Source organism: Pedobacter foliorum (genome assembly GCF_013266735.1).
In the GTDB taxonomy this organism is placed as follows: Bacteria; Bacteroidota; Bacteroidia; order Sphingobacteriales; family Sphingobacteriaceae; genus Pedobacter; species Pedobacter foliorum.
Genome location: NZ_JABSNU010000002.1, coordinates 137,940 through 159,005, shown reverse-complemented (window position 1 = coordinate 159,005; position 21,066 = coordinate 137,940). Strand labels below are relative to the sequence as shown.

Here is a 21,066-nt window from a genome sequence, read left to right as displayed (position 1 = left end):
ATGAAAAATTTACTTCTAGTCTTCCTCTTAACATTTACAACAGTGTTTTCTCCTGCCGAAAAATACTATGTTACTTTTATAAAGGGTAAAGTGATATTAAGCCGAACAAAAAGCCCGGTAAAGGTTGGAGATGCACTTAACCCAGACGACAAACTTATATTTGGTGATAAGACATCAAAAATATCGTGTATAAGCCCAGGAAAGGGGCGCTTTGACATTACAGCCCAAACAGCAAAAATTGATAGCAAGGGCGAACTCTTAGCGGTCCTTAAAGCAAATCTTGTCCCTGCTTCAGGTACTCATCATTTAAGTACCCGATCTATTATGTCGGAAGGCAATACCCCAGAAACCTATTTTTCATCTTCCGAAACTGAAGATCGTATCTTGCTAATTGAAAATGAACCATTAGCTATTAAACCGTCTTATAAACTAGATAATTCGAACTTTTTTTTTGTACAATATACGGCAGACAACACTACAATAACTCGAAAAATAGAGCATAGCCAAAATGGGCTCATTTTCTCTAACAAGCTTTTTTCAACAGAATCAGGACCGATTAAAGATCAGGTAATTTTATGCTATCAATCAAATGCCAATGGAGAGGCTAAATCGTCTATAATAGCCAAATTCTACCCCATACTAGTTAGTAAAGAAATGCTGGTACAACAAATAGAATTGATTAAAATGGCATCGGATTCAAATGATAAAAAGAAACAAAAGGCAGAGATAGTGAATCACCTATTTGAAAACTATGGCAAAATAAGCTCAGAGGAATTAACCAGAGTTTTTGGAATTTAGGCAAGCCTATAAATACTAAGCGTTTTCCAGATCTGCTATAACCAATTTTTTCATTTTCATTAACGCCCCCATTACCCTTTGGCCGCGTTCAGGATCGCTAACCAATTTACCTAGTGCTTTTGGTATAATTTGCCAGCTAATACCATACTGATCAGTTAACCAACCGCAAGCAACCTCATGTCCACCGTTTGCTGTTAACTGTTCCCAATATTTGTCAATCTCGGTTTGTGTTTCGCACTCTACAACCAACGAAATGGCATCGTTAAAGCCGAATTTATGGCCCGCAGAACTATCCATGACCATTGCTACAAGGCCATTAATCGTAAATTGAGCATGTTTCACAAAATCAACATTATCACCATCGGTCTCACTGTATTTCATAATGCCCTCAACATTCGAATTAGGGAACAATTTGGTGTAAAAATGCAATGCATTTGCAGCCTCTCCTACCTTGGCACCGGTAAACATTAATGTAGGACAAAACTTCTGTGAGGCATTTGGTTTATCGCCAGTATACAATTGCCAGGAAACGCCAAATTTATCTTGTACCCAACCGTATTTGGGGCTCCAATCGTAACTATCAAGAGGCATTAAAATACTTCCGCCATCTATCAATTTACGCCAGTAGTTTTCGGTTTCTTCTCCACTTTCGCACATAACCATAAACGAAATAGCCGGATTAGGTGTTGAAGATGGCCCATCATTAAGTAGCATAAACTTTTGTCCACTTAATTCAATTTGAATTACAAAGGGTGAGGTTTGACTAACTTTTCCATCACCAAATGTTTGGATGTAAAAATCAGATGCCTCTGCAATTTTACCTTTGAGCGTTAAGCAGGGATAAATTAAATTTTTCATAGGTTTTAAGCTTTAGGATTAAGCAATTTAACTATACTAAGTTACTACACTTAAATGCAATTAACAGAGGGCATAACTGACAATTAGAGGGGTAAATTGTGACAGGAGACAAAAGATTCTAAACAAATTGGCATCATAAGTAACAAATCAGTATTTTAGTATTATCTAAATGCCTCCCAATTTAATGAACACTGAAATACAGAAACTTCATGAGGTTTGGTTTTCTGCGGAAAACAAAGCCAAAGAGAATACTTCTTTTCCTCAAATAAGCTTTGATGATTTAACAAATTCTATAATAAGTACTGGCCATTTTTATTATTACGTAATAGATTTCTATGACATGTCATTATCAAATGTTAGTCCTTCTATCTATGAGATGCATGGCTTTGATCCCAAAACCGTAATTTTTAATGATGTACTTAACGCTATTCACCCGGAAGACGTAGATTTTGTAGCAAAAACCGAATCATTAATTTCCGATTTTTTCTACAAAAATGTGGGAAGAGAAAAAATGTTAAAGTACAAAATGAATTATAGCTTTCGCGCACGGATGAAAAATGGCGAATATGCATTAATGAATCATCAGGCTTTAATGTTAACGCTGGATAGCGACGGAGGTTATGGAAAATCCTTAAACATCCACACACGAATTGACCATCTGAGCAACTCCAATACCTATCAATTTTCCCTTATCGGATTAGATAATGAACCCTCCTACATGAATTTAAATGCGGGAAACAACAATCAAAACGCACCAAAATACTCCAAACGAGAAATAGATATCATAAAATATATTGCCGAGGGACTAAATAACAATACTATAGCTGAAAAACTCTTTATAAGTGCCCTTACAGTTAAGAAACACCGAAATAATATTTTAGCTAAATCTGAGTGTAAAAACACGGCTCAGCTCATTAAATCTTGTATTTTACAGGGTTTAATTTAGGTTAATTACATTTAAATACGCCTAAAGGTGTATTTTTTACATAGTCTGGGGTTGTTACATTTGTACAATGTAACGCTTTGCTTTAGCTATAATTCAAACTATCCTTTAGCACAAGCTAATACTTTATATCAAACTTGAAAAATGGTAGATATTGAACCCGCTAAAAATGACAATACCAAAGAAATCTGGTATAAAATAGCCAAATACAACAAAAATGAATCCCCTTCTCAGGAAATAGAGTTGTATAAAAAAATGCTAAACATTTTTCATGTAGGGGATTTCTATTACTTCATATTCAATTGCCCTACTGCCCAAGTAGAATGGACAAGCAATTCGGTCACAAAAATTTTAGGATTGTCTTCCGAGGAAGAGTTTACGCTTAGTTTTATTTTAGAGAATATACATCCTGATGATCTACCCTATTTTCTTGATTTCGAAAACCAGGTTACCGCCTTTTTTAACCAACTTCCTGCTGACAAGGTTTTAAAGTACAAAGTAAGCTACGACTATAGAATAAGGCGCAAAGACGGTAAGAATATCCGTATTTTACAGCAAGCCATAACTATACAAACTAACGAAAAAGGAGCTGTAATCAGAGTTCTAGATGTTCATACAGTTATTAGTCATTTAAAAAAAGAGAATGGCTCGACCTTATCTTTTATTGGCTTAGAAGGCGAGCCAAGCTACTATGATGTATCAAAAGGGAAATCTGTTGGTAAAATCAGTAAAACCATACTTTCCAAACGTGAAAAAGAAATCCTCAGTCATCTTGTAAAAGGAAAAAACAGCGGTCAAATTGCAGATTCGCTATTCATCAGCAGATCAACAGTAGAGCAGCACAGAAAAAATATGCTAAGAAAAACAAGTACTAGCTCCACAGTCGAACTTGCCATAAGGTCGCTTCAAGAAAATTGGTATATATTCTTTCCAATCCTCATGGCAATATAAATAGCTTTCTTATTCTCTTACCTCGTGTACTTGCATAAGGTAATCTGTAACCCTTTGTTTCATGTTCATTACCTCATCCTTAGTAACCAAAAGATCGGTCTCTTTTCCAAGGTCATCCCACAAACGAATCTTAATATAAAGGTCTTTCATAGGATCTGCCTCGAAAGCGAGTGCTTCAGCGGCACTCATAGGGCCACCCTGAAATTTCAGGGTGATCTTACTGGCTTCCGAAAGCTCATTTAAATAATTCTGGTCTTTGAAAGTGAGGTACCTTTTTGTGCTCACATGACTGTTTACCAATTTTGCTAATCGCTCCGGGAAACCGGAATTCAGTAAATATTCTGCACCCAGATGGTCATGATCTTGCCTACCGTATCCCCCCATATCTTCTTTACCCTCTAAAAAATGACCTATATCATGCAGAAAAGCAGCAATCACCATTTCATTGGAAGCACCCTCTTTGATTGCACAATTTGCTGACTGCATCATGTGCATCAACTGGGTTACATCCTCCCCATATTCCTCATTTCCATATTTTTCATACATGCTGAATATTTCATCAACTTTTGCTACGATATCTGACTGATGTAAATGCATATTATTGGATTATTCATAATTTAAAAACAACACTCTATTCAAGCCCAACAGATAGGTTTTCAGGCTCATTAAAACCAACAAAAGCAGCCTTTACAGGACGCGATGTCCATGAATAAGGAACCTTTAGGTTCAAGGCAAATGCCACAGTAGCCGCCACATCATATTGGTATACAGGTTGCTGTATTTTATATCCTTTTTTAACTCCTTGTCCGTAGTAAATAACCGGGATGGTGATTTCTTCCGCAGATTCTCCGCCATGCCCTTTATTAATCCCTCCATGATCAGAAACAATCATCACCAAGGTCTTATCTTTCATTCCCGACTTTTCAATCGATTTTAAAACCATTCCTATTAAGCTGTCTGCTTTGGCAATAGATTGTAAATAAGCTGCAGACATGTGCCCGTTTTTATGCCCTGCACCGTCAACATGATCTAAATGAAGTAATGCAAAAACAGGTTTTTTGGCAGCAATATATTCTGAAAACTTCACAGCGGCTTCAGTTTCTGTCTCAGCATGCTCATAATGGTTAACCATTTCTTTTTGTAATAAGCGACCATAATCATCCCAGTGAAAAACAACCCCTTGCTCTGCCTTAGGGCGCTGCTGACGTACAATATCGTAAATACTCGGTGAACGGCCCACTTTATTAACCACAACAGGCTTCATCCCCTTACCATCAGGCTTCCAGTCGTTTGAAGTAATCCCAGTGATTTCAGGGCCTGCGCCAAGAATCATAGCTGACCAGTTCGAAGAACTTGATGATGGCAATACTGTTCTTGCATCATACTTAAAAGCTCCTTCAGCAATCATCTTATGCATCACAGGAGCATCAGCCTTCATTAGCCCCTCGCTACTGAATCCATCAATTCCGATGATGACTACATGCTCAAACAATGGTTTACCCTTTGGTAGTTGCTGGGCTTGCAACTTCATGCAGCCCAGTAACAAAATCCCACATATACCTAAAATACGTTTCATATCTATTCTTTTATCAGTCAATTACTTTTAGTAAGCTACATATAGCCCTGCCACTTCAGCGGTACTCAGTGCTTTCTTGTAAATCCTTACATCATCTACTAAACCGGTTAACGTTTTTCTGGTATCATCACCTGCATTGTAAAGTCCTGTTCCATCTTCCCAAATTGTAAATGGATAATCATTCTTTGAATCCCAAAGTGGGCCTAGCAAGGTATTAAGGTCGTAACTGGCAGGTTTCGTGGCCTGTATATATTCAGTTGCATCAATGTATACATGCAGTCGTTTAGCTGTCTGATCAAGTACAGCTGTCACCATATGCCATTTATCATCAGACAATGGAGGGGCTTTTGGTGTAGTTTCACCAGCTCTCCAGTCCATCCGGTTACTTGCTCCCGCAGCATCACCAGTTATCTTAAGCAACCAGCCTCTACCTGATGCTCCTGTATAGGTGTCTCCTCCGTCAGTAGCTAACACAAAACCTGGGTTACCACCACTATCCCAACTAGAGTTAGAGAAGATTGCAGGATCCGATCCTATGCCCTTCACTTTTACCCAAAAACTAAAGCTGAAACTTTGACTAAGCCCTGGTCTCAATAAGTTGTGTTTAGGTAATACAGCATAAGAGCCCGCAGCAAATGAAGCAACTCTTCCCCTAACAGCATCTGTAACAAAGGTAATTTTGCCACTGGCTGTTTCCCCAAGCATTGCATCTAACTTATTTCCACTAATATCCGACAGATCATTGTCCAATGGTAAATGTGCAATCAATGCGTTTGCACTACCGCTTGTTGTTGTGAAACTCCATGAAGTAGGTTCTGCAAACCCTTCAAATGCTTTCCCGTTGGCATCGGTAATCGTACCCGGATCGGCAAGTACATAATAACTTGTAGAGAATTCCAGAGGTGCCGGCAGCTTAATAGTTACGCGTTTCCCTTCAATCACAACTGCGGGGCTGGTAACAGCCAATTCTGCAATCTTTTGGTTACCTGGCGACTGGAACACCGTGATATTTCCTGCTCCTTTTTTTACATCCGCAGCAAAAGTCATTTCCAGCTTAAGCAATGAACCATCTGTGCTCCCCGGTATAGGACTAAGAGATGTTAGCGGAAGACCACTTTTCCCTACTGTTTTAAAGGTCCACGTGAATCCTTCAGGCATACCCATATAGGCATTCCCCAACAGATCTGTCACGATTCCCTTTTCCAGGCTAACGGTGTACTCTTCATCTCCCTCAAAGTCTTCCGGATTAATGATCAGCACGCGCTTATCTGCTCCAATGGTAACTTCATCAGAGGCAACATCTATACGTTTTGTACCTGTTTTTCCGGTAATTACGATTCCCCCTGTTCCTTTTTTGATAATCTCGTCAAATGTGATTACCAGATTGCTGGTAATTGCAACAGCTTCCACTCCTGAAGTTGGATTATAACTAATCACAACCGGGTTGCCAGTATCAACTGTATAGTCAAATTTCTCTTTGCATGACGTGAAAAATACAGCAAAAAGCATGATTAATGCTGACGGTGCAACAAATTTCTTGATAGTATTATTTATTTTCATATCCCTGTTTTCTATTGGAATTGGTTCAAAATATTTATTTCAGATCAGTATTACTGACGGGTCAGCGTAACGCTAAAGTTTCCTTTTCCTGTTTCCTTGGTATCCGTATTTTCCCATCCCATATAAAATGAAAGAATCAGGGAAGTTGAGGATACTTTTACATCGAAATCATTAACGGGCTCAACACTCGTGAGCGTAACTTTAGCTTTATTTTCATCTCCGGATACTCCCCAGGTACCAGTAGTATTACCAAATATTACCGGACAGTCCTGTGCCATGAATTTAGATGGATTACCTGCTTCATCAGTAGTAAATACCAAACGCATCGCGCCAAACACATCTGCAGGCACATTTTTAGGAGTAACAATATCCTTTGGGTTTGCCCAGGTCCCATATATCCTGCCCGCAACGAGCTGTCCAGGATTAAGTCCTCCCTGCTGCAGAAGCTCCTTCTTGCAGGAGCTCATTCCTAGAGTGCCAATCAATGCAACCAGCATAGTAAAGGCGAATTTCAAATTCAATTTCTTTGCCATATCATTAAATGTTAGTTGTTCACTTTAAAAAGACGAAACGGAACGTTCGACTTCAGTACACTTCCTTCCAATCCCCAGCTGCCATCAACACGCATCCCCATGTGACCCAAAATATTTACAGATACATCTGTAAGGCCAATAGGATAATACGGGTGACGTTCACTAGCAGCCCCAACCAGTTCACCATTGTTTCCTTTACCGCTATAATCTCTCACCACGGTACCCCTTACATCGTCCATTTTTAGATAAAGGTTCAGCGCAGTCCTATTTGGGTGATTGCTGCTTTCAATGTTGCGGAGGTACATATACTTTTGGATAGTTTCAGTAGAAAGTACGTCAGTCCATATCCTTACCTCATTAAAAGAACCTGCCCAGTTTGGTGCTCCACCACTATAGGTCTGTGTTCCATCTTGTGCAAGGCATAGATAATCGAATGGTGAAGCCATATTGTCTCCATCCTTGTAGGTTAAAACAGATTCCGCTACTTTTTCACCATCCTGATAAATCTTAATTGATTTAGTTTTATCAAACGTAACAGCCAGGTGATGCCAATTACCATCTTCAATCGTTTTTCCCGACCCCACATCATAACGTTCTGACTTATTGTTGGCAATGTTAATCTTCCAGTTTGATCCACTTCTACAAATGGTAAAACCCGGCAAACCACCTGAATCCCAGTTTTTATCACCTATAATCGAAGGATCGCTTGAATTAGCGCCCGCTTTTATCCAGGTCTCAATGGTAAATTTATTCATGCCCTGTAGTGCCGTACCCTTAATAGGAATCCGTACATAAGTTCTATCGCCCGAAGCCGCTTTATTGATAGTAAGGATGTTATCAGCGTTTTCACGAGGAGGCAATGCTGCTCCAACCAATTCCTTATTGTCCAGCTCACCTCCAGAAAGAATAATAGGTACATTAACCTCTTCAGGACTAGTGCTCTGAGGCACCCCAGACTCTGTTCCTCCGTGTGTAGAGACAAAGAAAATATCCCAATCTTCATTGGCATAACCACTACGTGACTGAATAGCAGCTTGTAATCCTGCCACGTACTCGTCGATCTTTTGGATGGCTAATATATACCTGGCCTGACGAAGCTGATATCCAACATCCGCTCCTACTTCTGATGGACTACTAAACTGTAAGAATACCGCACCCATTTCCGGGAGCTTCAACATCTCAACAGATTTCTTGTAAACATCCTCATCAGAACCAAACTGAAATTTATGATCAGCAGCTTGATTTAATAACGTGTTGATTTCAGGTGTGCGAACCACAGAAGCCAACACAATAGCCGGAGCACCAGACTTAATTCTGCTAACAACAGATGGGTATTGGGCAAACTTGTTCCCAGCAAAAGATTTGTTTATTGTTACTCCATGTTTATCAGAAGAAACACCGGTAAGCATTGTTGCCCAACCTGAACTTGCATATGCAGGAATACCTCCATAGCCATTCATACTGTATGATGCATCTGCAGTAAGCTTGTCGATACCGGGTGTTGAAGCATAATCAATGGCAGAATTAATAATACCATCTACTCCAATCACAAGGATCTTTTTGCTTTTGCCCGTCTGTGCATAAGCAAACTGACCGGTCATCAGACAGACCGTCAGCATTAAGCGGGAATATTTAAAAAAGCTTTTCATTTTTCTTTATTTATATAATCGAATCACATAACTACCAGGAAGGCCTATCACAAAATTGAAATTGAATGCCTCATAACTTACTGTATTGGTTCCTCCAGAGGAACTCACCATTCTCCAGGTACAATAAGTATCTGCCTCTTTTACCGGAAAATTCACGCTCCATATTTCACCATCATTTGCATCGTTCACAAATGTTCCTTTAAACCCTGCTGCACGGTTTTTCGTAAAATCAATCTGGTCGCCGGCAAGTGGAGCACCATCTAAATATCCTACAAACCGAATTTGGTTAGGTGTATCTCCAACACGTTCTATTTCAGGTTGCTTTAGCATTCCAGACGCCCATGTTTTCACCTCAAACTCTTTAAATTCTATCACAAGTGCATCTTGCAATATCTTACTACCCGATTGGTTAGTTACCTTAATATTAAAGTGGTACTCCCCTGCCGGAATCTTATTGCCCTCCAAAACTTCTACCTGACCAGTATATTTGTTTATGCTCAATGCAGGGGTCATTACCGTATCTGTTTTCAAAGCCAATTCTGCAGGGCTTTCGTTACCTATAATGGGTGCTTTATACTTAACAATTGCTATATTCTCATTTAAGGCACTTATGCTTTTACCACTAACCTCCTTAATATCTACAATTTCAAAATTCAGCGGCAGTGTAGAAGTTGAGGTCTGAAAAACGCCTATATTCTGCTCTAAGCCTGAAGTTGCATATTGCTTTCTGTTTTTATAGGTGATATCCGGGGCTATACTTCCCTCTTGTGGAATTTTAGTACAGGCACTCATCAATAGTGATCCGCATACTAAGATGGTACTTGTTAAAACCCTTGCTATTTTTCTTTTGCGTTTCATCTCCTTTACTCTAATTAAATCCAAAAATATGTGTGTTAGAATTCAGTAAATGCAACACCCCGTTCGTAGAACGTAAGTCTGATGTTGCAACATCAACCGGCATATAAAATGTAAACTGATCCGAGGTACTAAGGTTCAAAGAAAAGATGATGAACTTTGCTCCCAAGTTTACATTACCCAAATAATCATCCTGCACAATGTTAAACCGAGCTTTTGTACCGCCTAAAGTTGTTACATAACTGTATGTTTTCGACAATTTACTGCCTACTATTTCTTCATTAGGAATGATGTAATTCTTTAGAATCTGAGTAATCTTGACCATCTCTTCAGCAGGAATAGCATCTAATGTTTCGGGTTGCTTTGTAGGATCCGGGAATATCAATTTAAAATAATTATGTATTGAATAATCCCTTGGTGCCAGAAATGTATTTCCTTTTGCGTTAACAGCTTCTTCCAAGCCAGTGAGGGTGATGAGCCTAGACAATGTATCATACTCACTTTTACTTTTCAGGTAATCCATAGTGGAGACTCCTAGAGCCCCAGAATGGTCGATGGGTAGATTACCTCCATCGGCAAAATACTTGTCATTGCATCCTACAATAATTAGGATTCCAATGAATGCGATTGCTTTAATTAATTTTATCATTTCAACTGCGTATTTTGAGGTTATTGATTAAACTGCCAGTAATAAGTTTGTTCCATTCTTGGATTGTTTGCGAAAGCTTCGTCGCTGACCGGAAAAAATCCAGCTCCATCCTTTTCACCTTGCGCGGTGATAAATGGATTGAATTCATGAAGACGGCCCACACGAACTAAATCGTAAACACGATGAAACTCGCCAATTAATTCTCTCCGCCTTTCTTCTAGAATCTCATCAATCACTACTGGTTGATCATCTCTCGTGAAAAGTGGAATGCCAGCTCGCAACCGAACCTTGTTCAGGTTCTCAAGCGCATCGCTGATGCGGTTAAGTCTAGCATCAGCTTCTGCCTTTAAAAGCAATATATCAGCATATCGGAAAATTGGAACCGGTGCATCCATTAAATTGTAAGTTCTGTCTTTTACCTTTCTAAATTTAGCAAACATGATTGCGCGCTCACCATTTTGTAGCGGATCAGGCAATACTGGGCGAAGCTCACTGTTGCTCACTGAAACATCAATACTTTCAAAAAATGCCGGAACTCTTTTATCCGATTTATCTTTAGCATAGTCAGGATAAATTTCTAAAATCTTTGATTTAGGCACAGCCAATGACAGTTCCCCTCTTGAGGTATAAGGATTCATTAGATAATAGGTCATAATGTGACCATAGTAGTCTGAATACTCGCCCTTTTTAACATCATAGTACATCTCGAATATTACCTCTTCCGACTCTCCTGTATTAAATAAAACTCTCAATCCATCCATGGTTACCAGTTTAAAAATGTTGGAATCCATAATTTCTTTCATGGCATTCGAAGCACCCTGGTAATCCTTAAGCCACATCAATGCATGTGCCTTTAAAGCTAAAGCCGCACCTTTTGTACCTCTCGACATAGACTCTTTCCTTGTCCCTTTATACTGCCATGGAAGGTTAGGAATAGCCAGATCAGCCTCACTAACAACCATCTCCATAACAGCCTTAAGAGGCTCTCTGCCAATAGGATCCACATTACGGGCTTTAAGATTTATAGGTACATCTCCCCAAATTCTCGCAGCGTAAAAATGTGCCATTCCTCTCAAAAAATGAGCCTCAGCTATTAGTTGGGTTTTTCTTTCCTGTGTTAGCCCATCGTTAATACTTGGGATTTTCTCAAGTACAAGATTGCATTGCTCAATTGTACGATAAAAGAGTCTCCAGTTTGTCATTGGCTCCAGCTCAGTTCGCTGGATCAAATGATTTTGGAAACCAGCTTGCCAATCCCCGTCGTTGTTTGGAGTAATCCAATCACCCGAACGTGCATCACCCCAGAAATAATAGTCGCCCCACGACCCATTACGTGTAGTTGATGGGGTATCGTCTTTCGTTAATCCAGACAATCCTCTGCGGAAAATAGCAAAGGCCGAAGCTATTGCGCCCTCAACATCACTTCCCGTCTTCCAAGCCTGATCTTCTGTAACCGTATTGATAGGGAGCTCATCTAGCCAACGTTTACAGCTTGGCCCTGTAAGGATCAAAATGAGCAGACACATGGTAATTATCTTATTTTTCATCTTTTTATTTTTTATAAATTATAAGCCTAAAGAAATCCCAAACAAGACCATTCTTCTCATCGGATAGCCTTTAGAATCGTCGAAACCATCTATTGTAACCAATTCTGCATCAGGACCACTGTATTTTTGGAAAGTAACCACGTTGTCCATCGTGCAATAAACTCTTGCTCTATCAAAAGGAAGATGCTTCCACAGTTTCTTTGTAAAGTTGTAAGACAAAGTCGCCGATTTGATTTTGAAATAAGACCCGTCCTCAACGTATTCTGAATCATAGTTGATGATTTGCGAAGCATCACCCCAAGGGTTTAAGGTAGGATACTTGGCGATATCGCCACTTTTCTCCCAGATAGCATAATTATCAAAGTTTGGAAGAGAGGATCCTCCGGCAAAATTCTTCCCTAGCTTAAGCCTGTCCAGCAACTGGTTATTGACGATATCTCTACCTATAACAAAAGTTGAAACTACATTCAAACTGAATCCTTTATAGGATAAATCATTTGTCCATCCACCTGTCCATTTCGGGTTTGGGTCTCCGGAATATACACGATCGGCAACATCTATCTTGTAATCGCCATTCTGATCTTTGAAGTTACGATCGCCGACCTTTAGTGCCTTGTTTTGCAATCCAATTAATCTTTTACCTGTTTTGGGGTTTACTGGAATCTGGCTTTCTGCCTGGTAAATCCCCTGTGATTCATAAAAAAAGAATCCATTAAGAGGGGCACCAGTACGAACGATCGATCCAAAGTCCTGGCCCGAAGTACTGATTTTAATAATGTCAGCATTTCCGTCGGGAAGTGCTATAACACGATTTTTATTGTAGGCAAAATTCAAACCTGTGCTCCAGGTAACACTAGGGCCTAGTTCCATATTGGTATTCAACGTAAATTCCAATCCTCTGTTGAGCACGTTTGCTGCGTTTCGGTAAACCTCGTTATACCCTGAAGTGGTAGGCAGTGAGGTGGTTAACAGCAATCCTTTGGTCAGTTTCTCATAAGCATCAAAGATGAATTCAATCTTATTCTTGAATAAGGATAGATCTAAACCAATATTACCCATTGAAGTTTTAACCCAGGTAAGATTCTCATTTTTGAATCCATTTTTCCAGGTAGGTGTAAAACCTCCCATTCCACCATAAGTAATCTGAATAAGGGAATTGTACTGATCAAGTTGACCACCGTCCATCAAACCTAAGGCAAGATAATCGTTGTCCCAAGTCGTTCCGGATAGTCCATAACTTCCCCGTATTTTTCCACTCGTTAGCCAGCTCAAATCAGCCAGACCTTTTTCTTTACTGAAATTCCATCCTGCCGAAACAGAGGGGAATACACCCCATCGGTTAGCCTTACCGAATTTAGAAGACCCATCGGTACGAATGGAAGCTCCAACCAAATACTTTTGCTTGTAAGAATAATCCATGCGGCTGAAGTAAGACATTAATGTATTGGCCGTATAATCGCTACTTCCAATACTGCCTCCATTTGGCCAATTAACGGTTTGCGAAAGGGTTTGAGCACTGCTTACACTGCTTACCTTAGTAATTTTAGACTCCAGTTTCTCCGCACTTTGCCCTACCAGAATACTAAGGCTGTGCCCATCTCCAAACTTAGGCGCATAAGTTACTGTATTTTGAAAAAGCAGGTTTCGGTTTTCTCCTACTGCACTTCTGTTTGCCACTCTCAGCGTACGTCTAGATTCTCCAACAGAATCCTTCATCGCGCGAAGGTATTCCATACTCAGACTGGCTTTATAACTTAGGTCCTTTGTTATGTTCAACGTAGCATCTGAACTAAAACGTACACGGTCATTAACATCAGCAATGTTTCCTGACTCGTATACTTCTGCACCTTTTACAGCCGGATTGTTAGGAAGTGGAAGTAAGGATGAGTAATTGCTTCCAAGCGCCCCAGGTGGCCTGGTCTTATCTGTGCGCGAAACTGCAAGTGTATTATTTATAATCAAGGCTTTATTAAAAGCATTAAAAGTAGTACTGGCCATAGTACTATATCTTTTGAACCCAGTATTAAACTTGATTCCTACGTTATCCATATATCCCAAACTGATACTATACTGACCAAAGTCGCCAGCACCACGAATCGAACCATTGTAATCCTGAGTAATTGATGTATTATACAAGTAACCTTGCCAATCTGATGAATTGTGATAGAAAGGATTGGTTACATCAGTATACATAGCAGGCATAAATGTGCCATAGGGCGCATAAAGATTGTAAAGACGTGCTACCTGCTCACGCTCTTTATTACCGCCTGCCACATCAAGCAATTGTGGAACGATATTAACACCTGTACGGATATTGAGGTTGATTTGAGGCTTGCCCGTTTTTCCTTTTTTGGTAGTTATCAAAATTACCCCATTAGCCGCCCTAGATCCATAGATAGCAGCAGCAGAAGCATCTTTCAGAACAACTACATCCTCAATATCACTTGGGTTAAGATCAGCCAGTACGTTGGTACTGGTAACTGCAAACTCACTACTTGTTTTTGAGATGATTGGAATTCCATCTACTACATACAAAGGCTCAGACATCTGCGATGCATCATCGCGGCTTACCGCTGCCAAACCTCTGATGATGATTACAGGAGTAGCACCCGGTTCACCGGAATTCAGCTGAATATTAACTCCAGCTACTCTTCCCTGCAATAATGATTCGAAAGACTCAGCCGCCTGAGTTTCGGTTATTTTATCCATCTTCACAGAAGCGACCGAACCTGTGATCTCTGTTTTGGACTGACTTTTATAACCTACAACCAGCACATCTCCGAGTGTTTTACTGTCTTCGTTTAAACGGATGGTTAAGTCAGCATCACGTTTATAAACTATCTTAACAGGCAGGTAGCCTATATACGAACAGAGTAATACATCGCCAACACTCAGCTGCAAGCGGAAATTTCCTGACGCATCAGTGACGGCCCCTACGTTCTTACCTTGTACTTTAATTGTCGCCCCGACCACCGTTTCTCCGCGTTGATCAATTACCTTACCGGTCTTCACCGATTGAGCCATTACACTCACAGGAATCATCAATACTGCGAAAAGAAAACAAGCTATTTTAATTAATGTCTTCATTAGATTTAATTTTTCGATAACCAATAACTGTTTTGACTCAATGAATTATTCTTTAAGCTGTTCGCTGAAAGCGGCCAATAGGCAGCTCCTTTTTGCACATCGCTTTCGGTAAATACCGGGATATATGTACTTACTTTACCAAACCTGATCAGATCGAAAACGCGCTGTCCACCACCAACCAGCATGCGTCTGCGTTCTTGTAAAAGTGCATCTGCAAATGTTGCTTCGGTTAAGGCGGTATAATCTTCCTTTGCTCCGACCGCTGCCTTTACCAGATACGTTTTCCCTTCTTCCAGGCGTCCGCTTCTCCAGGCTGCCTCCGCAAAAAGCAGGTTCAACTCACGTGCAGGCAGAAGTTCCATTATATCTGCATTTTGAGTGATCAGCGTAGCTTTCTTATCGCTGGTTGAAACATTAAACATTTGGCGGCGGCCATCTCCCGCAGGATAAATCTCATTAAACCTATCCAGAGGCATACTTACAATAGATTCATCCAGAGGTAATTTAGGAATCTCAGTCCGCCTATCTACCCCAACCGATAAGCCGAAATTGGATATACTATCACGGGTAGTTACTGTAAATGTCTTGTTCAGCATGTCGTATGCATTTTGTGATTTACCAAGCCATAATTCCTCCTGAGCCAAGAGTGAGCTAATTGCTGTTTTATTAAATCTCACAGCCGTTAAAGCATAGCTTTCGATACCATCATCATTGATATGTAACCAAGGCAAAAGTCCTTGAGCTTCTGTAGCCCAAGTGGCCGCCTGAGTAACCGACTCCTGGATAGTTAGACGCAATCCGAAATTATTCTTTTCGGCAGAGGGAACCTCTCCCCAGATTCGGGCAAGGTAGAAATAAGCCATAGATTTGAGTGCCAATGCTTCACCTTTATACAAATTGCGATGATAGGTATTTAGCACACCAGCATCTGCCTTATTTACTATATCAAGTACATCATTTGCATCTTTTATCACATCGTAGAAATATCCCCAGTCAGTAAGCTGTTTCACATTACGCTGATCGACAGTAAGCTGTTGGTTTGCTACCGCTTGCTGGTAGTTAACGGCAACGTTCAGATCTCCTGTTCGTGCCTCACCATACATTACCCAGGCATAATTAGCCAATAATGCTCTCCTAAGATTAACATACCCCCCAATAACAGCTTGTTCTACTCGTTGCGACGAATTATAATAGCCGCTAGCAACAGTCCTGTTTTCTAAATCATCGATCGTCAGGGAATCCTTACACGAAGAAAGGAGAGTTAGTGCTACGATCGGGATGAACTTCCAAAATTTCATATAGTCCATTTTTTATATCATCAATGTTAAAAAACCAATTTCAAACCCAATACAACCGAAGATGACAGTGGGGTACCAGTAAAACTCAAGTCGCTTTTCCTAATTCCGGCGATATTCTCTTCCGGATTAACGCCGCTATATTTTGACAGTGTAAGCAAGTTATCTCCACGAACAAACACGACCACATCACTAATTGATGCCATACGTTTAAACATAGAACCGAAATTGTAGGAAACAGCTACCTTATTCAATCGAATAAAACTTCCGTCTTCAACCTGTCTAATTCCTTGATAAATGGTACGACCGTTAGCATCTGTACTGGTGGTGTAATACGGGCTTTCACCATTTTTAAGTGGAAAGTCGTTGCCTACATTGTCTGCGTAATATTTACTTGTAAAAGATTCAGCTGAAACATCTGCACCCCATGCATAAGTTAATGTCATGCTGGCCGAAATATTTTTATACCTCAAAGTATTACTAATACCTCCAAAGGCCTTAGGTTCACTGTTACCAATTATTTTTAGTTGTTTACCTTGATAGGCAACTAAGGAAGTTAAAGCATCCCCCTCTGTTAGCGTGCTCAGGTGAACTAAATTGGTATTGTTAATATCGGCAGGCATGGTCCTTACTTTATTCTTATAGGCAGCTATATTCAAGTTACTAGACCAGCTGAAGTCGCGCTTGTTTATCCATTTTCCATCAAGATTAAATTCAAATCCTGAAAGGCCAAGTGATCCGCCCATTTCATATTGATAATCAATACCATTAATATTAGGCAAGTATCTTTGGTAGATAAAATCCTTATAAATCTTATTGAAATAATTAACAGAAAAGTTCATGGATCGATTAATATCCACTGCAACTCCGGCATCAAACTGATAAACATTTATACTCTTTGCATCTTGAAAAGCCGGATAAAGCAGGCCTATACCTAATTCATTACCACCGAAATAATCTCCATATCCCTCCAATTGTCCTCTATAAATCTCCGGTTTATTCAATATTCCGGTTTTACCGATTGAAGCATTAACTTTAACTGGTATTTTTAAGCTGTTTTTCAAATCATAATGAATACCTAACGCCGGATATAACGCCCATTTCTTTTCATAGAATGAACTTCCATCTGTACGAAGAACCATGTTTACCGTCATGTCTTCCTTATATTTGAATTTCCAGATTCCGTAAAAGGAAAATAGCTTTTCCATCTCGTGATCCGAAAATGCATTTGTCTGACTTGCATTGTACCCGGTAACTACTTTTACATAATTAGAGCCTCCGTTTTCCAGACTGCGCTTCCCATCCACCGAAGTCAATCTGTTATCGGTGTTTCTGAGCTCGTTTCCGATCGTCATGTCTAATTTTAAGGCGTCGGAGAAATCATGAAGATAGTTTAAGGAAGTATTTACGGTAAGTAACTGTCTCTTATATGCAGCGCTTGCTGCGTAAATATTGCCATCTAATACATTTGAAGGAACATACATATCGCGACTAGCACCTTCATAAGACAATCCGGCTACCGAACTGATTTTAAACTTAGGGCTAAACTGATAATTGAGTGCCATAGAAGAAACCAACCCGATATTTCTATTCTTATTCATGAAGAAACTCTCATCGTTAACAACAGGAAGAAGAAGATCGCGATTAAATTCTCCTGCATAGCGGCCATTCCTGTTCGCAAGTGCCAGGTTATTAAAGAAATGTACCGAAAACTCCTTTGAAATATTATACTTGGCGTTTAGAAATAAAGACTGGCGTCCAAATCCGGAACCCTTTATTGTGCCTTTATCCTGATAATTTGTTAAACCAAACAGATAAGAACCGAAATCGCCACCACCATCAACAACTATATTTTGCTCATTAACTATGCCTCCGTTCCCATAAACTGCCCTACGGCCGCTGGTATTGAAATTATAGAAAGCATCTTTTTGGTGGTCCATGTCCTGCAAGAAGTTGGCTCCGCCAAAAGCACTTCCTCTAACATGAATAGCTCCGGTCTTCCCTTCTTTCATGATGATATTAAGCGCTCCATTTGCCGCCAATACCCCATATTTAGCAAGGAGATCTATTTCCTTAATGACTTCGACTCGTTCAATCTGATCGGAAGAAAAATAACTAAGGGGGTTGATTCCGGTTACATTTGATGGACTTGAGATAATGGGGACACCATTAATCATAATAAGTGGCATCGTAGATTGATCCGTTGGATCCAGGTTTAATCCGCGAAGATTAATGATGGACTGGGCACCAGGAGTACCTGACCAGCTTTTTATCCTTAATCCGGCTATGTTGCCTTGTAAAACATTCTCAAGACCACTTCGGTTGGATAATACCACACTATCTACCACCAGGGTATCCTGTGCGTGTACTTTCGATATTCCGAGGAATACGAGAAAAAGAAACATAGTTTTCCAAATACATTTGGGTAGTAATTCCATAATTTATTCTTTCAAAATTTGTTTAGGGAACAGGTATACTTTTCTATCAGCAAGAATTCCTTATTCCTTTTATACTTATTACTTGTTACTTATCTAAAGAGCCCTACACTCCTTTGTTTGATGATTGGTTGGTTGGTGGTTGTTTGTTTGCTTGGTGTTTGTTTGTTTGGTGATTGTTTATTTAGTGTTTGCTTGGTATTTGTTTTGTAGTTGTTTGGTATTTTGTTTAGTAAATATAAACTTTATTTGGATTTGTTTAGTAAAAATAAACTTTTTTATTTGTTTAGCAAAACTAAACTTTGTTTATTAAGACAATACATCAAAAAGATTAAAGAATTATAAATTCTTCACCCAATTAAGACCAGTCCGGTTAACATACAGAAAACACGAAACCACATACAAGACTAATAAACAAACACTTACATCACAGCAATTAACTCAAAAAGGTCATCCTTAATAGGTTCTGATATCAGTAATACATTTTCTATCTTGCCTTGGTCAAATTCTACCAGCTCTTATATTATGAAGCATAATTTCTCTTTCAATACCCATATTCAAGTTTTTTGGCTTATTTAGGATGCCATTGGTAGTGCTATAAGTTTTTGTCAATACTTTCAAATTATTGACTTCTACCAAAAACAACATACAATCAGATAATCAAGAAAAGTATTTATTTGTTTCTTAATCCAAAACCCATATATATTTGACTCCTAACCGACATATATATATATATATATCCGAGCAAACAGACTTGAAAAAAGAATTCATCTTTCTCGACAAAGGGTTCAACAGGCTACTTCCTCCAGAAAAGGAGATGATGATTAAATTTGAACAAGAAGCTGAACAACTAACTGGAATAACTGAACCTATGGGTGTTAGAGAGATTTCATTAGAAAGAAGCAAAAGAATAGGCGTTGAGCAAGGTATTGAGCGAGGCACTCTTTTAGAGCGCGCCAAGGCTTTGGAAGAAAAAAAGCAAATTGCCCGTAATTTCAAAAACAAAGATATTGCATTCTATATAATTGCTGAAGCCACAGGCCTTTCCATCAAAGAAATCGAGACGTTATAAGCTACACGACATCATACAACCTCCTCCTCCCATAACTTCCCTTACATAAGGTAAAAATATATTTCTTATCTTGTTTCGTAGAATCCCACCAGCTCTTACCTTATGAAGCATAATTTTTCTTTTAACACCCACAATCAGGATTTTTGGCCTATTTACGAAGCAATTAAGCACATTTATCCGATAGGAATTAAGCGAATATCAAATGCATACTTTGACTACCCTGGGATAAAGGAACTGGGCACCAAATTAGGTAGTGCTATTAATGAAGCAGAAACATATAAGTCATGGACTCAATTCACAGAGGAAATCAGTAAACACTATAATTTGGAAGTAATAGGAACTACCTACGGACAAGCTCCTAGTTATAGTGCCGATATAATAATTGAACAAACCGAAACAGAAACTTTCAAAACCGTAAAAAAGCTGAGCTTTGCAATAAGTTTAGTCGGTAATTTTTTCACAATTTATGGTGTGGATGAGACTTTCATAATTGAGAAAGGCGATGGTGCTTACCCAATGCATTATCCTTCAATAAATATAGTAACAGCATCCCCATTTAAAGAATTCGAATCGATCTTTAAGGAGCTTAAAGAAACCATTGAAACCAAGTTTAATGACTACAAGTTTATACCTTATGCTGTTAATTTGATGGTAATCGATGGACTGCAAGTAATGTATCTGGATGACAAGGAAGAGTACACAATATATAACGCATTATTTAATCAGTTTCTTGATTCATATGACAGCATGTTTTTAAGAGGTGATCAATATTTTGGGTATACTGATTGGCAAACTGGGAACTCTGATACTCTTAAAATTGTAACAGTTGTGCTTTCGCCCCCACCCCCTCCGTTTTAGGAAAAAAATCTACTTCTTTCTGTTACTTCTGTTGTGTACCCAGTCGGAACCGCTTGTATTCCCCGTAGGGAATAATGAGGCTTTTCTGAGGGGTCTCTCAGGCTCTTCTCAGGCCAGCGTGAGGTAAATCGCCTGAGTTGCCCCTGCCAAACTCCTGCTCATCCCCTGACTAATCTGTTCTGGCTCCCAGCACGAAATATGGTCCTTACGAGACCTAATTATGTTAAAAAGATTATGCAAAACAGCGAAAGCAGGCTAAAGCTTCTGTCCAAAAAAACACACAATATATTATTCATGTTAACTTTCAATTAAAGAAAAGACAATCCCTTTTTTATTTTCGAAAAATTGCTATAAAGTTCCTTGATTACGCTGGCACGCGGATTTGATTTTTGAACGAAAA

17 protein-coding genes are annotated in these 21,066 nt (G+C 39.3%); 5 read left to right on the top strand and 12 right to left on the bottom strand.

Features of this window, described 5'->3' with window-relative positions:
- A complete protein-coding gene (locus HQN83_RS04500) occupies window positions 1-798 on the top strand; it encodes a hypothetical protein (protein ID WP_173089078.1) in 798 nt (265 codons plus the stop codon).
- Between the two features lie 15 nt (window positions 799-813).
- Here the strand turns inward: HQN83_RS04500 and HQN83_RS04495 are convergent, their stop codons facing one another.
- Complete coding sequence (locus tag HQN83_RS04495; RefSeq protein WP_173089076.1) at window positions 814-1,656, bottom strand: VOC family protein; 843 nt, start codon at window positions 1,654-1,656, stop codon at window positions 814-816.
- Between the two features lie 184 nt (window positions 1,657-1,840).
- Between HQN83_RS04495 and HQN83_RS04490 the strand changes: the two genes are divergently transcribed.
- Window positions 1,841-2,602: a LuxR C-terminal-related transcriptional regulator gene (locus HQN83_RS04490; RefSeq protein ID WP_173089074.1), complete on the top strand. Its 762-nt coding sequence runs from the start codon at window positions 1,841-1,843 to the stop codon at window positions 2,600-2,602.
- A 141-nt stretch (window positions 2,603-2,743) separates the two neighbouring features.
- The gene (locus HQN83_RS04485; protein ID WP_173089072.1) at window positions 2,744-3,550 is read left to right on the top strand and encodes a LuxR C-terminal-related transcriptional regulator; all 807 of its coding nucleotides are present in this window, start codon (window positions 2,744-2,746) and stop codon (window positions 3,548-3,550) included.
- Window positions 3,551-3,559: 9 nt separating this feature from the next.
- Here HQN83_RS04485 and HQN83_RS04480 read toward each other — a convergent pair whose 3' ends face one another.
- Genes HQN83_RS04480 through HQN83_RS04430 form a run of 11 tightly spaced genes read right to left on the bottom strand, consistent with a single transcriptional unit; the run spans window position 3,560 to window position 18,739 of the window.
- Complete coding sequence (locus HQN83_RS04480; RefSeq protein WP_173089070.1) at window positions 3,560-4,147, bottom strand: HD domain-containing protein; 588 nt, start codon at window positions 4,145-4,147, stop codon at window positions 3,560-3,562.
- A 34-nt stretch (window positions 4,148-4,181) separates the two neighbouring features.
- A complete protein-coding gene (locus HQN83_RS04475) occupies window positions 4,182-5,126 on the bottom strand; it encodes an alkaline phosphatase family protein (protein ID WP_173089069.1) in 945 nt (314 codons plus the stop codon).
- Window positions 5,127-5,153: 27 nt separating this feature from the next.
- Window positions 5,154-6,686, bottom strand: coding sequence for an Ig-like domain-containing protein (locus tag HQN83_RS04470; protein WP_173089067.1), 1,533 nt, complete (start codon window positions 6,684-6,686; stop codon window positions 5,154-5,156).
- Between the two features lie 50 nt (window positions 6,687-6,736).
- Entirely contained in the window at window positions 6,737-7,219 is a 483-nt protein-coding gene (locus HQN83_RS04465) for a hypothetical protein (protein WP_173089065.1), read from the bottom strand.
- Window positions 7,220-7,230: 11 nt separating this feature from the next.
- Window positions 7,231-8,868: a LamG-like jellyroll fold domain-containing protein gene (locus tag HQN83_RS04460; RefSeq protein ID WP_173089063.1), complete on the bottom strand. Its 1,638-nt coding sequence runs from the start codon at window positions 8,866-8,868 to the stop codon at window positions 7,231-7,233.
- A gap of 6 nt (window positions 8,869-8,874) precedes the next feature.
- Window positions 8,875-9,726: a DUF5007 domain-containing protein gene (locus tag HQN83_RS04455; protein ID WP_173089061.1), complete on the bottom strand. Its 852-nt coding sequence runs from the start codon at window positions 9,724-9,726 to the stop codon at window positions 8,875-8,877.
- Between the two features lie 10 nt (window positions 9,727-9,736).
- The gene (locus HQN83_RS04450; protein ID WP_173089059.1) at window positions 9,737-10,372 is read right to left on the bottom strand and encodes a fasciclin domain-containing protein; all 636 of its coding nucleotides are present in this window, start codon (window positions 10,370-10,372) and stop codon (window positions 9,737-9,739) included.
- 20 nt (window positions 10,373-10,392) lie between these two features.
- Window positions 10,393-11,919: a RagB/SusD family nutrient uptake outer membrane protein gene (locus tag HQN83_RS04445; protein ID WP_173089057.1), complete on the bottom strand. Its 1,527-nt coding sequence runs from the start codon at window positions 11,917-11,919 to the stop codon at window positions 10,393-10,395.
- A gap of 18 nt (window positions 11,920-11,937) precedes the next feature.
- Window positions 11,938-15,006, bottom strand: a complete 3,069-nt coding sequence (locus HQN83_RS04440; protein ID WP_173089055.1) for a SusC/RagA family TonB-linked outer membrane protein — start codon at window positions 15,004-15,006, stop codon at window positions 11,938-11,940.
- A gap of 5 nt (window positions 15,007-15,011) precedes the next feature.
- Window positions 15,012-16,304 carry a RagB/SusD family nutrient uptake outer membrane protein gene (locus tag HQN83_RS04435; protein ID WP_173089053.1) on the bottom strand — a complete coding sequence of 431 codons (1,293 nt, stop codon included), beginning with the start codon at window positions 16,302-16,304 and terminating at the stop codon, window positions 15,012-15,014.
- Window positions 16,305-16,330: 26 nt separating this feature from the next.
- Window positions 16,331-18,739, bottom strand: a complete 2,409-nt coding sequence (locus tag HQN83_RS04430; protein ID WP_173089051.1) for a TonB-dependent receptor plug domain-containing protein — start codon at window positions 18,737-18,739, stop codon at window positions 16,331-16,333.
- A gap of 751 nt (window positions 18,740-19,490) precedes the next feature.
- Here HQN83_RS04430 and HQN83_RS04425 point away from each other — a divergent pair.
- The gene (locus HQN83_RS04425) at window positions 19,491-19,808 is read left to right on the top strand and encodes a hypothetical protein (protein WP_173089049.1); all 318 of its coding nucleotides are present in this window, start codon (window positions 19,491-19,493) and stop codon (window positions 19,806-19,808) included.
- Between the two features lie 102 nt (window positions 19,809-19,910).
- Window positions 19,911-20,666, top strand: coding sequence for a hypothetical protein (locus HQN83_RS04420; protein ID WP_173089047.1), 756 nt, complete (start codon window positions 19,911-19,913; stop codon window positions 20,664-20,666).
- Window positions 20,667-21,066 lie beyond the last annotated feature (400 nt).